General features: G+C 30.9%; 11 protein-coding genes. 9 read left to right on the top strand and 2 right to left on the bottom strand.

The genetic code is table 11. The annotated features are described in order from the left end of the window. The first annotated feature begins 155 nt into the window (after positions 1 to 155). The 6 genes from BEE63_RS13680 to BEE63_RS13705 all read left to right on the top strand — a co-directional run bounded on the left by BEE63_RS13680 (position 156) and on the right by BEE63_RS13705 (position 5,580). Complete coding sequence (locus BEE63_RS13680) at positions 156 to 1,571, top strand: PTS galactitol transporter subunit IIC (protein ID WP_066021917.1); 1,416 nt, start codon at positions 156 to 158, stop codon at positions 1,569 to 1,571. Positions 1,572 to 1,778: 207 nt separating this feature from the next. After that, positions 1,779 to 2,546 (top strand): DeoR/GlpR family DNA-binding transcription regulator, encoded by a 768-nt coding sequence (locus tag BEE63_RS13685; protein ID WP_066021918.1) that lies wholly within the window; start codon positions 1,779 to 1,781, stop codon positions 2,544 to 2,546. A gap of 180 nt (positions 2,547 to 2,726) precedes the next feature. Then, positions 2,727 to 3,155 (top strand): galactose-6-phosphate isomerase subunit LacA, encoded by a 429-nt coding sequence (gene lacA / locus BEE63_RS13690; protein ID WP_066021919.1) that lies wholly within the window; start codon positions 2,727 to 2,729, stop codon positions 3,153 to 3,155. Positions 3,156 to 3,175: 20 nt separating this feature from the next. After that, entirely contained in the window at positions 3,176 to 3,697 is a 522-nt protein-coding gene (gene lacB, locus BEE63_RS13695; protein ID WP_066021920.1) for a galactose-6-phosphate isomerase subunit LacB, read from the top strand. Positions 3,698 to 3,802: 105 nt separating this feature from the next. Continuing rightward, entirely contained in the window at positions 3,803 to 4,657 is an 855-nt protein-coding gene (locus tag BEE63_RS13700; RefSeq protein WP_066021921.1) for a tagatose bisphosphate family class II aldolase, read from the top strand. Then, a complete protein-coding gene (locus BEE63_RS13705) occupies positions 4,654 to 5,580 on the top strand; it encodes a 1-phosphofructokinase (RefSeq protein ID WP_066021922.1) in 927 nt (308 codons plus the stop codon). The genes BEE63_RS13700 and BEE63_RS13705 overlap by 4 nt, the downstream gene beginning before the upstream one ends. 453 nt (positions 5,581 to 6,033) lie before the next feature. Here BEE63_RS13705 and BEE63_RS13710 read toward each other — a convergent pair whose 3' ends face one another. Then, entirely contained in the window at positions 6,034 to 7,122 is a 1,089-nt protein-coding gene (locus BEE63_RS13710; protein WP_066021923.1) for a glycoside hydrolase family 53 protein, read from the bottom strand. A 603-nt stretch (positions 7,123 to 7,725) separates the two neighbouring features. On the opposite strand from BEE63_RS13710, the gene BEE63_RS13715 reads away from it, so the two are divergent. Genes BEE63_RS13715 through lacG form a run of 3 tightly spaced genes read left to right on the top strand, consistent with a single transcriptional unit; the run spans position 7,726 to position 11,202 of the window. Then, positions 7,726 to 8,043 carry a PTS lactose/cellobiose transporter subunit IIA gene (locus tag BEE63_RS13715; protein ID WP_066021924.1) on the top strand — a complete coding sequence of 106 codons (318 nt, stop codon included), beginning with the start codon at positions 7,726 to 7,728 and terminating at the stop codon, positions 8,041 to 8,043. Between the two features lie 23 nt (positions 8,044 to 8,066). Beyond that, positions 8,067 to 9,758 (top strand): PTS lactose transporter subunit IIBC, encoded by a 1,692-nt coding sequence (locus BEE63_RS13720; protein ID WP_066021925.1) that lies wholly within the window; start codon positions 8,067 to 8,069, stop codon positions 9,756 to 9,758. A gap of 16 nt (positions 9,759 to 9,774) precedes the next feature. Then, a complete protein-coding gene (gene lacG, locus BEE63_RS13725) occupies positions 9,775 to 11,202 on the top strand; it encodes a 6-phospho-beta-galactosidase (protein WP_066023238.1) in 1,428 nt (475 codons plus the stop codon). Positions 11,203 to 11,395: 193 nt separating this feature from the next. Here the strand turns inward: lacG and BEE63_RS13730 are convergent, their stop codons facing one another. Further along, positions 11,396 to 12,409, bottom strand: a complete 1,014-nt coding sequence (locus BEE63_RS13730; protein ID WP_066023239.1) for a LacI family DNA-binding transcriptional regulator — start codon at positions 12,407 to 12,409, stop codon at positions 11,396 to 11,398. Position 12,410 lies beyond the last annotated feature (1 nt).

The raw sequence follows: 12,410 nt of genomic DNA on the forward strand, positions 1-12,410 counted from the left end.
ATGACATTAACATTTTCTTATTTTGTGGATTAGTATTGTGTGTGGATGATAAAAGGTAAAAATAAAATATAAATATAACCGATACGCAGATGGAGAAAATGTTTTTGCATAAAATACTTTAAAACTTTTAGATAGAAAGTAAAGGAGATATTTATATGAGTGGAATTATTCAATTTGCAAATGCTATTTTTAAGCCACTGATAAATCTAGGAGCAGCACCAATGATGTTCATCGTTTTATCAGTATTGGCAATTTTAATGCGTGTAAAAGTTTCTAAAGCAATTGAGGGTGGTCTTAAACTTGCAATTGCATTAACAGCAATAGGGCAAATAATTTCGTTACTTACTACTAACTTTTCAGATGCTTTGCAGGCTTTCGTTAAATCTACGGGTATAAACCTATCTATAACAGATTTAGGCTGGGCACCAGTAGCTACTATAACATGGGGTTCCATGTACACGCTATTTTTCTTATTTATACTTGTAATTGTAAATGTTATAATGCTTGTGCTAAATAAAACTAATACATTAGATGTTGATATATTTGATGTTTGGCATCCGGCATTTTGCGGAATATTAATAATGTTTTATTGTAACAATCTATTAGTAGCAACAATATTTGTTGTATTCTTAGGAATTTTAAAGATAATCAATTCAGACTTAATGAAACCTACATTTAATGATCTTCTGGATATGCCAGAGACTAATCCTACTACTACTACACATTTAAATTATATGATGAATCCTATAATTATGGTTTTTGATAAGCTTATAGATAAGTTTTTACCTTTCTTAGATAAATACGATTTTGATGCAGCTCAATTAAATAACAAAATAGGTTTCTGGGGAAGCAAATTTGCAATAGGTGCTTACCTTGGTGTGTTTGTTGGAGTATTAGGACATCAAAGTGTTATAAAGATATTCACATTAGCGTTCATAGGTGCAACATGTTTGGAATTATTCTCTGTAATAGGTTCATGGTTTATAGCAGCTGTTGAACCACTATCACAAGGTATAACTAACTTCTTAAGTACGAGATTAAAAGGAAGAAGATTCAATATTGGTATTGATTGGCCGTTCGTAGCCGGAAGAGCAGAAATATGGGCTGTAGCTAATATAATGGCTCCAATACTTTTGATAGTTTCATTATTTTTACCAGGTAATAAACTTTTACCTTTAGGCGGAATTATAGCAATGGGAATAACACCAGCTCTTTTAGTAGTTACTCGTGGAAAAATGATAAGAATGATAATTATCGGAATACTTGAAATACCTATATTCTTATGGGCAGGTACTGCAATAGCACCTTGTGTAACAAACTTAGCAAAACAAGTTGGAGCATTTCCAAAAGGACTAGCAGCATCAACTATGATATCTCATTCAACTTGTGAAGGACCAGTAGAAAAATTCATATCAATTCTTATTGGTAAATTCTTTGGAACTGGTAATATTACTACAGGATTATATGTTGCGTTAGCACTTGCAGCATACGTATTACTCTTCATTTGGTATGCTAAACAAATGAAAAAACGTAATGCAGAATATGCAAAGGCAAATGCTGAAGCAAAATAGTATATGGAAATACACAAACTGAATAAAATAAATAAATCCACCTTACATAAGGTGGATTTACTTAATACAAACTTCGAACAAAAAAGTTCAAAAAAATAATAAAATAAATCATAAATAGTATTGAAATGGATACAAGTAAGTGATAACATATAGTTGTAAAAAGAATTTGTATATGATTTCACATGGTTAGTTACGGGGGAATACAATATGCTTAAGGAAGAAAGATTCCAAAGAATACTGGAAAGTGTTAATAAAAATAATATCATAAAAACAACGGATATTAATGAAAAGTTGGGTGTTACTGAAATAACAGTTAGAAGAGATTTAAAAGTCCTTGAGGAAAGAGGACTAATTAAAAGAATCTATGGTGGAGCTAAAAAAGTAAACACAGAAACAGCTAACGATACATTTAAAGAACTTTCCAATAATGAGAAGAGAAAGATCAATATAGAACAGAAAAGGTACATTGCCCGGCTAGCCAGTAGGATGATTAATGATAATGATATTATCTACATCGGTCCAGGAACCACTAGTGAGTTAATATACGATTATTTAAAAGTTTCTTATGTAAAAGTAATAACGAATTCAATGACAGTTTTTTTGAAATTTAAAGATGACAATCGCTATGAGGTTATATTGGTTGGCGGGAGATATCGTTCACGTACGGATGTCTTTGTTGGGAATTTTACAAATGAAAATTTAAAAAGTATGAGAGTTAAAATGGCATTTGTTGGTACCAACGGGATACATGGTGATAATATAACTACTTCAAATGAAGAAGAAGGCGTGTCACAAAGAATAATTATGGACAATGCAATAAAAAAAATTATATTGTGTGACAGCAGTAAAATAGGTAAGCAAGATTTCTTTAGCTTTTACAATTTAAGTGATGCTACAGCGGTTATTACAGATGAAAATATAAATGAAGATTTACAAGAACAGTATGGAAAAAAGGTAAAGATAATCTGTAGATAAAAAATAATCTCATATTATGTATACATAATATGAGACAAATAAATATTACAAAAGAAAAAAGTTTATTTTCCTCTTCTGTGGATTAATATTGTGTGTAAACTACATTATAGCATAGAAGAGAATGATATAAAAGTTTTTAATATAAAAAATAGAATGAAATTTATAAAAGGAGGCAATTTTATGAAAATAGCAATAGGATCTGATACAGATGGCTTTGAATTAAAAGAGCATTTGAAAAAATATCTGGAAGGTAAGGGAATTGAAGTAATAGATAAAACTCCAGAAAGAGGTCTTAATCTTGTACAATCAGCAAATTTAGTTGCAGAAGCAATTATGAACAAAGAAGTAGAAAGAGGTATAGCAATAGATGAATATGGTGCAGGTTCTTTTATGGTTGGAGCAAAGCATAAGGGAGTAATATGTGCGGAAGTTTCAGATGAACATTCATCTAAAATGACAAGCCAGCATAATAATGCTAACATGCTTGCAATTGGTGCAGGAATTGTTGGAAAAAGACTTGCAGAGGGAATGCTTGATGCTTATATAGCTGAAAAGTACGCTGGTGGGAGACATCAAATAAGAGTAGATATGCTAAATAAAATGCTATAAATTTATGAGGAGGTAGTAAAATGGTAATTTCAATTGGTTCAGATCATATAGTTCCTGATATAAAAATGAAGATTTCACAGTATTTAAAATCAAAAGGTCATAAGGTTATTGATAATGGTACCTATGATTTTGTAAGAACACATTATCCTATATATGGTAAAAAGGCAGCTGAAAAAGTTGCATCAGGTGAGGCAGATTTAGGAGTTATTTTGTGTGGAACTGGAGTTGGAATATCAAATTCAGCAAACAAAGTAAAAGGAGTAAGAGCAGCATTAGTTAGAGATGTAGGAACAGCAAGATATGCAAAAGAATATTTAAATGCAAATATTATAGCTGTTGGTGGAAGAATAACAGGAATAGGTTTAATTGAGAATATAATAGATGCTTTTCTTGAAGCACAGTACAAGCCTACTAAGGAAAATAAAGAAATAATAGAGGGAATTGATTCACTAATAAAGGACGATAAGGGGCAATTCGGAAATGAGCATTTCTTTGATGAATTCTTAGAAAAATGGGACAACGGAGGATATCCAAGAGAATAGATATTAAAAATAATAGGGTTCGTGTGTAAAAAATAAATTTGTACGTACTGTTGCAAATAAATTTTGTTGCAGACCCTATAAATTATGAAGGGAAGGTATCAAATTATGTTAGTAACAACAAAGGGATTATTGGTTAAAGCACAAAAAGAACATTATGCAGTACCAGCATTTAATATACACAATCTTGAAACATTTAGAGTAGTAGTTGAAACAGCCAGTGAATTAAATTCACCAGTAATAATTGCAGGAACTCCTGGAACTATAGATTACAGCGGTGAGGATTATTTAGTAGCTATAGCTAAAGCAGCTGCAGCAAAGCATACAAATATACCAATAGCAATGCATTTAGATCATTTTCAAGATGTAGAAAGACTTAAGCACTGCGTAGACGTAGGATTTACATCCGCAATGATAGATGCATCAAGAATGCCATTTGAAGACAACATTAAAACAACAAGAGAAGTAGTAGAATATGCTCATTTAAATGGTACAGTTGTAGAAGCAGAGCTTGGAATGCTTGGCGGCAGAGAAGAAAGTGTAGTTGTAAGTGATAAAGATGCAATGTATACTAACCCTGATTCAGCAAAAGAATTTGTAGAGAAAACAGGAATAGATTCATTAGCAGTTGCAATAGGTACTGCTCATGGATTATATAAGGGTGTACCAAAGCTTGATTTTGAAAGACTTAAGGAAATAAGAGAAAAGGTATCAATTCCTTTAGTACTTCATGGAGCTTCAGATGTACCTGAAGATTTAGTTAAAAAGGCAATTGAACTTGGAATATGCAAAGTAAATATTGCAACAGATTTAAAAATACCTTTTGCAAATGCAGTTAAAAAATATTTCAAAGAAAATCCAGATGCAAATGACCCAAGACATTATATGACTCCTGGAAAAGAAGCTATGAAACAAATAGTTATTAATAAGATTAAAATGTGCGGTAGCGAGGGAAAAGCTTGATTACCATTGTTAATTTAAATGCATCTGTTGATAAAAGGTATGAGATAGAAGATATAGTTAAAGGAAAGGTAATGAGAGCAAGAGCTGTTGAAAATACAGCAGGGGGCAAAGGCCTTCATGTTGCCAATGTAGCTCATATTCTTGGTGAAGACATTGTCGCAACAGGTTATGTTGGCGGCAAAACAGGCGAATTTATAGAAGATAAGTTAAAGCAAATAGGAATAAAAAGTAATTTTGTTAAAATAAAAGCTGATACTAGAGAATGTCTGGCATTTATAACAGATGATCTGGTTCAGACAGAAATTTTAGAGCCAGGCCCTGCAGTTACCTTAGACGAGCAGAATAAATTTGCAAAGCTTTATGATGAGCTTTTGGACAACTCCAATGTAATAGCTGCCTCAGGAAGTGCACCTAAGAATGTGCCTAAAAATATATATGCAGAGCTTATAGAAAAAGCAAATAAAAAGAATAAAAAATTTCTCTTAGATACGAGCGGAGAACTATTAAAAGAGGGTATAAAAGCAAAACCATTTCTCATAAAACCTAATAAGGATGAACTTGAAATGCTTACAGGAAAAGCAGTAATAGATGAAAAAGATATTATAAGTCATGTAAAAACTTTAAATAACAGCGGAATAAAATGTGTTATAGTATCATTAGGAGCAGGCGGATCTTTGGTATGTTTTGATAGAAAACTATTTAGAGTAACAATACCAAAAGTAAATGCAGTAAATCCAGTAGGTTCAGGAGATTCATTAGTTGGTGGTTTTGCAGTTGGAATAGAAAGAGGTTATAATATTGAGAAAATCATAGCACTTGGTACAGCCTGTGGTACAGCAAATGCTATGATAAAAGAAACAGGTTGGGTTGAAGCTAATACTGTTAAAGATATAATGGAAAAAGTTAAAATACAGAGAATTTAAAATGGTCTAAAAGAGCTTATTGTACTGGTGGTTTAAAAATTGCTAGAACAATAAGTTTTTTTTATTGTTTTAGGTTTTACAAAATATCTTTCTTAAACAAATACAAGCACTGTTTTAACATAGAATTCTAATGCCAAAAGCAAGCTTCCACCTAATGACAGGCCAAGTGATGTCATTACCACACAGATTAATGATGGCTAGTACACATTATCTATGTTCAAAATTCCGTAGGCACGGAGGAATTTTTACCTTGATTTACTCTTAAATAGAAGGAACAATACTGAAGGAACGATTTAAAAAAATTCTAATAAATCTTGATAAAAAAACAGAAAATGCTAAGAGTTTTGAATTTGTTTGAACGCTAGTGAGTTATTCAAAACTCTTAGCATTTTCTGTTTTTTTATCTTAGATTTATAGAATTTTTTTAACGTTCCAAAGCATTGTTCCTTCTATTTACTTAAAGGCTTTTATAGCTGATGTAAATTGTAAAACATTATTAGAAACTTTAGTACATAGACCTAGTGGATATGAATCAGGTAAAACACTTGAATTAGCTTCAGGCTCCCAATAAAATACACCAAGGCCATTTTTCTTAGGAACATCTTTTACTAATTTGTTAACGGCTTTTATCATATTGCAAGTGTTAGTAGGATTGCTTTCAGGGCCGCCTATTTCGGTAATCATAACTTGTTTCCCATAACGTGATACCATATCATTCAAATTGAATTTTAAAGCATTAATATTTTGAGTATAATCAACATTGTCCCAATATGGATAATATGACATGCCTATTACATCAAATTTAGCGCCAGCTTTTGTGAGATTGTCAAAAGCCCATCTATAAAGAGAGTTATTAGCACCGCTTGATAAATGAATAATTACTTTTGAAGATGGACTTACATCTTTTACAGCATTATAGCCCTCATTTGTTAATGCAGCCCAGTTTGAAAAGTTCTTGTAATTTCCATCAGGCCAAAGTAATCCACTATTAATTTCATTACCTACTTGTACCCAATCAGGGGTTATGCCTTCATTCTTAAGAGCTGACATTACATAATGTGTGTGGCTGTAAACATCATTCTGTAATTGATTAAAGTCATCATTTGCCCATGCTGCTGGTTTATCTTGATAAGAGGGATCTGCAAAATGATCACTATAATGAAAATCAATCATTATCCTCATACCTAATTTTTTTGCACGTTTTGCCATGTAAACTACACCTTTTGTATCACAATAACCTAAAAGGCAGGTTGTCCCATCTCTTTTTGTCCATTGAAAATTAGAAGGTGGATTTACAAAAACTCTTAGTCTTACAGAATTTATACCGTGTTTTTTTAATATTTCTAAAGCATCGCGCTGCTTCCCATTGGTATCTTCCCACTTTATTCCTCTACTTTCTAGCTGGCTTAATAATCCAACATCAGCTCCTTTTGCAAAAACAGATGCAGCAGAAACTGTATTTGAAAAAGATAGAGATGTACCAATACATAAAGAAGTACATAACAATGTAGATAAAGTTAGTTTGATAAATTTTTTTAACATAATATAATCCCTCCACTTAATAGATTTAGTAGAAATCGCTTTCTATAGATAGTAATAAATAAGTATTTCTATTTATAAAAGGCTATTTAGCAAAAAAAGTATAAACTTAGGCTATAATACTTTTTAACAAAATTATAACATGGAATAATTTCCATGTAAACGATTTTTTACATGAAAAGTGGTGACTTTTTAATAATAATGATGATTTATAATAAGAAACAGTATTTTATAGAACAAAAACAGAACAAAAATAAAATAAAAATATTACATTAATGTAATTGACAAAGATGTCAGAAAGATATATTATATAAATGTAAACGAAAACAACACATAAAATTTAAGCTTATAGAAAACGATATCTAAGGCTAAAATTAAGCGTTTATAAAAATTAAAATGTGTATTAAGCATTATGATATGAAGGTCATGTATAAAACTTAAATGATTAAGTTTAAGTTGAGTTTTGTTTGTAGGTATACTAATGACAGTTATTAAAGTAGAACATTGACATCTAGATACTGTAACATATCAAATAGGATAAAATGTAGTGCACAAACTAAAATAACAATATTAAATTGAAAATTATTAAAGTGGAGGAATGATATTATGAGTAATGAAGATTTAGAGATGACTACAATGGAGATAGTTGCTTATGCTGGCGATGCAAGGTCAAAATATATAGAGGCTTTAAATGCTGCTAATGATTCAGACTATGATAAGGCAGAAGCTTTAATTAAAGAAGGAAATGAACTTATAACTGACGCACACAATGTTCAAACAAAAATGATACAAATGGAAGCAGCAGGAGAAAAAATAGATGTAAGTTTCTTAATAGTACATGCCCAAGATCATTTGATGACAGTTATGCTTTTAAGAGATCTTGTAAAGAATTTAATTAATTTATATAAAAAGGTTAATAAATAACAAACTAAGGGGGGAATTACAAAATGAAAAAATTAATTGCACTAATTGAAAAAATGAAACCGTTTTTTGAGAAGGTTTCCAATAATCCCTACTTACGAGCTATAAGAGATGGATTCTTAAGTTGTATGCCTATTATCTTATTTTCTAGTATTTTTCTACTTATAGCAGATGTTCCTAATATATGGGGATTTTATTGGCCTAATAATGTTAGTAATACTCTTATGAAGGCATATAATTATTCCATGGGAATTTTAGCAGTATTAATGGTAGCAACTATTGCCAAGAGTTTAACTGATAGCATTAATGGTAAACTTCCTAAGCTTAGACAAATAAATAATGTATCAGTAATGATTGTATCTATATGCTGTTTTTTATTAATAGCTGTAGATTCAGTTAAGGGTGGATTTTCAAGTGATTATATGGGAACCAAAGGATTGTTATCAGCATTTGTTGTTGCATTTATAGTTCCTAATATATATAAGGTATTTGTAAAAAATAATGTAACTATTAAATTACCGGATGAAGTACCACATAATGTAGCACAAACTTTTGCAGATTTAATTCCACTAGCAGCATCTATTTTATTTTTCTGGCTAGTTGATTTAGCATTTAGATATGTAGCTGGAGAAGTTTTCAGTCAATGGATATTAGATGTGTTAAAACCTTTATTTACAGCAGCAGACGGATATATAGGACTAGCTGTAATATATGGTGCAATGGCAATGTTCTGGTTTGTTGGTATTCACGGACCGTCTATAGTAGAGCCAGCAGTAACGGCTATATATATTGCAAATGTTGAAGCTAACTTAAAATTGTATCAAGCGGGACACCATGCTTCATTTGCATTAACACATGGAACTTCATATTTCGTAGCAACAATTGGTGGTACTGGTGCTACATTAATGCTTACAGTTATGTTTGCTTTCTTAGCTAAATCAAAGCAATTAAAAGCGGTAGGTAGAGCTTCTATAATTCCAGTATCATTTGCAGTAAATGAGCCGGTATTATTCGGAGCACCAATTGTTTTGAACCCTGTGTTCTTTGTACCATTTATACTTACTCCAATATTTAATGTATGGATATTTAAATTCTTTATAGATAATTTAGGAATGAACGGATTTATATATATAATACCATGGACAACTCCAGCACCTTTAGGATTAATATTAGGAACAGGATTTGCCAAACTAGCATTTGTACTAGCACCTTTGTTATTAGTAGTTGATTTTGTAATGTACTATCCATTCTTTAAGGTATATGATAGAGAATTAGTGGTTGCAGAAGCTGAAAGACATGAAGAAGTTGAAACAGAAGAAAAAACAGCTAAAAAAGTAGAAGTAAAACCAGTACCAGTAGTAGAAGAAGTTCCTAAGATTAATGAAGGAAATAAAGATGATAAGAAGAAGTTAGTTTTAGTACTTTGCGCAAGTGGAGCTACAAGTAGTATGCTTGCAAATGCTATAACAAAAGGAGCAAAAGAAGCAGGATCAAATGTTGAGTCTATAGCTATGGCTTATGGCCAGCATAAAGATGTAATATCAGATTATGATTTAATAATATTAGCACCTCAAATGGCATCTATGTATGAAGAGTTAAAAGCCGATTGTTCTTCAAAGGGAACAAAGTCAGCAACAACTTCTGGTAAAGAATATGTTAATTTAACAAGAAATCCTGCAGGGGCATTGAAATTTGCTTTAGATATAATAAATGGATAAGAAAGAGGTAAAACTTATGGAAAAATTTGAAGATGATTTCATATTTGGTGGAGCAACAGCAGCTTATCAGGCAGAAGGGGCAACAAAAGAAGATGGGAAAGGACCTTGTATATGGGATGAATATCTTAATAGGCCTGAGAGCAAATTTACAGGGGATGCGGCAAGTGACTTTTACCACAAATACAAGGAAGATTTAAAATTATCAAGAGAATTTGGAATAAATGGAATAAGAATTTCTATTGCATGGTCACGTATAATTCCAGATGGTACGGGTGAAGTAAATCCTAAGGGAATTAAATTTTACAATAATCTTATTGATGAATGTATAAAAAATGGTGTTGAACCTTTTGTTACTCTGCATCATTTTGATAGTCCTCTTAAGATATTTAAAAGTGGAGATTGGCTAAATAGAGATAACATAGGTCATTTTGTTAGGTATGCAAAGATTTGTTTTGAGAATTTTGGAGATAGAGTTAAGAAGTGGGCTACCTTTAATGAAGCTTGGGCTGTTGCACAAAACGGTTATATACAGGGAGATTTTCCACCAAACGAAAAATACAATATACCAAAAGCTGTTCAAACCATGCATAATATGATGGTAGCACATGCTAAGGTAGTTGAATTATATAAAAGTATGAAACTTAATGGTGAGATTGGAATTGTTCATACACTTGAAGGAAAATGTCCTATAAGTGATTCAGAGGAAGATAAGAGAGCAGCTTATTTAGATTATACGCTGTCAAATAAATTTATGCTTGATGCATGTTTTAAAGGTGAATATCCAAAGGAAACCATTGAAACAATTAATGAGATTATGACTAAAAATAATGGAAAACTTAAAATTTATGATGGTGATTTGGATGTGCTTAAGTCAGCAGCTAAAAAAATTGATTTCCTTGGAATGAATTATTATTCCAGTCATTTTCTAAAAGCATATGATGGAGAAAGTAAAATACACCATAATGGAACAGGAGAAAAAGGAACAAATATATTTGCACTTAAGGGAATAGGAGAGCGTGTTAATAATCCTAAAGTTCCAACAACAGATTGGGATTGGCCAATTTATCCAAAGGGACTTCATGATATGCTTGTAAGAATTAAAAATGATTATCCAAATTATAAAAAAGTATATATTACTGAAAATGGTATGGGATATAAAGATGATTTTGAGAATGGTAAGATAGATGATACTCCACGTATAGATTATATTAAGCAGCATCTTGAGGCTATTTTAAAGGCTAAGAGCGAAGGAGTAGTTGTAAAAGGATACTTTGCATGGTCGCTTATGGATGTACTATCTTGGAGTAATGGATACAATAAGCGTTATGGATTCTTTTATATAGACTTTAAGGATCAAAAAAGATATCCTAAGAAAAGCGCTTATTGGTTTAAAAAAGTATCTGAAAGTAAGAGTATAGTAGATGCTAGTCAAATAGAGTATTAAAATTTAATATGTCCACACACACATTAAATTTAAATATATTTTCACTCATAAAAAAAGCATCTTCAAATGTTTTTTGTAATTAACATTTGAAGATGCTTTTTTATTGATTTATATAAAGTTAACTATAAAGTTGAAAATTTAAATATTGTAGTATGGTTATATTATTTATTAAAAAAAGTAAAAATACTGTAAGTTATATATGACTTACAGTATTTCTTTCAACTATATAATTATTTAATATAATTCTCTTGCTATATTTGTTGTTACAATTAATTTTTTCTATTAATAAATCTGCAGCATTAGTTCCAAGAAGGAACATATTTTGATCTACAGTTGTTAATTTTGGTTCTACGAATTTACTTAAAGATATATTATCATAACCTATTATAGAAAAATCATCTGGTACTCCTATGTTTAACTTCTTACAAGCATTTAATATACCAACACCCATTAGATCATTGCAGGCTAAAGCTGCTGTTGCATGGCACTTTTTTAAGAGTTTTGAAAAAATATTAGCGGTATTATCAACAGTATCATTGCTGTTTCCATCTCCTATGCTAATAATATTGTCAGGATTAAAAAGCTGCAATTTTTCCATGGTGTCTTTGTAAATCTTCTCCTTAATATCATAAGAGTAACTGTTTTTACCTCTTACAAATAAGATTTCTTTATGATTCTTATTCAGGAGATACTTTAGGGCAAGTTTTGCACCCATTGCCTCATCGTTTGAAACACAGGATATGTTAGAATCTACATTATAGCCGTTTATAAATACAATTGGTATTTCATTTGCTATATTGTCATAAAAACCGTGTTTTATATTAGAAGTATTAGGAGTAATTATGATTATTCCGGCTACATTTCTTGATATTAAATTAGTTAAACACTTTTTTTCTTCTGCAGCATTATCGTTTGAGCAGGTTAGTAACATAGATAAAGACTTATCTTTTAAACAGTTATCTATACCATTAATAACTTCTGTGAAAAACATATTATTAATGCTTGGAGAAACTATACCTATAGTAGCAGATTTCTTTTGAGTTAGCTCACGTGCCTGCATATTAGGTATATAATGTAATTCTTTTATTGCATCAAGAACTTTTTCACGTGTTTCTGCTTTTACAGGATAGTTTTCGTTCATTACCCTAGAAACAGTTGCAACAGACACGTTTGCTTTTTTTGCTACTTCAAGTATAGTTGTTTTCATA

Origin of the sequence: Clostridium pasteurianum, from assembly GCF_001705235.1 — a bacterium.
Classification (GTDB): domain Bacteria; phylum Bacillota; class Clostridia; order Clostridiales; family Clostridiaceae; genus Clostridium_S; species Clostridium_S pasteurianum_A.

Coding starts and splice junctions, on each gene's coding strand:
- lacG (WP_066023238.1), top strand. CDS start 9,775: ATGGAAAAATTTGAAGATGATTTCATATTTGGTGGAGCAACAGCAGCT.
- BEE63_RS13715 (WP_066021924.1), top strand. CDS start 7,726: ATGAGTAATGAAGATTTAGAGATGACTACAATGGAGATAGTTGCTTAT.
- BEE63_RS13680 (WP_066021917.1), top strand. CDS start 156: ATGAGTGGAATTATTCAATTTGCAAATGCTATTTTTAAGCCACTGATA.
- BEE63_RS13685 (WP_066021918.1), top strand. CDS start 1,779: ATGCTTAAGGAAGAAAGATTCCAAAGAATACTGGAAAGTGTTAATAAA.
- BEE63_RS13700 (WP_066021921.1), top strand. CDS start 3,803: ATGTTAGTAACAACAAAGGGATTATTGGTTAAAGCACAAAAAGAACAT.
- BEE63_RS13720 (WP_066021925.1), top strand. CDS start 8,067: ATGAAAAAATTAATTGCACTAATTGAAAAAATGAAACCGTTTTTTGAG.
- BEE63_RS13730 (WP_066023239.1), bottom strand. CDS start 12,409: ATGAAAACAACTATACTTGAAGTAGCAAAAAAAGCAAACGTGTCTGTT.
- lacA (WP_066021919.1), top strand. CDS start 2,727: ATGAAAATAGCAATAGGATCTGATACAGATGGCTTTGAATTAAAAGAG.
- lacB (WP_066021920.1), top strand. CDS start 3,176: ATGGTAATTTCAATTGGTTCAGATCATATAGTTCCTGATATAAAAATG.
- BEE63_RS13710 (WP_066021923.1), bottom strand. CDS start 7,122: ATGTTAAAAAAATTTATCAAACTAACTTTATCTACATTGTTATGTACT.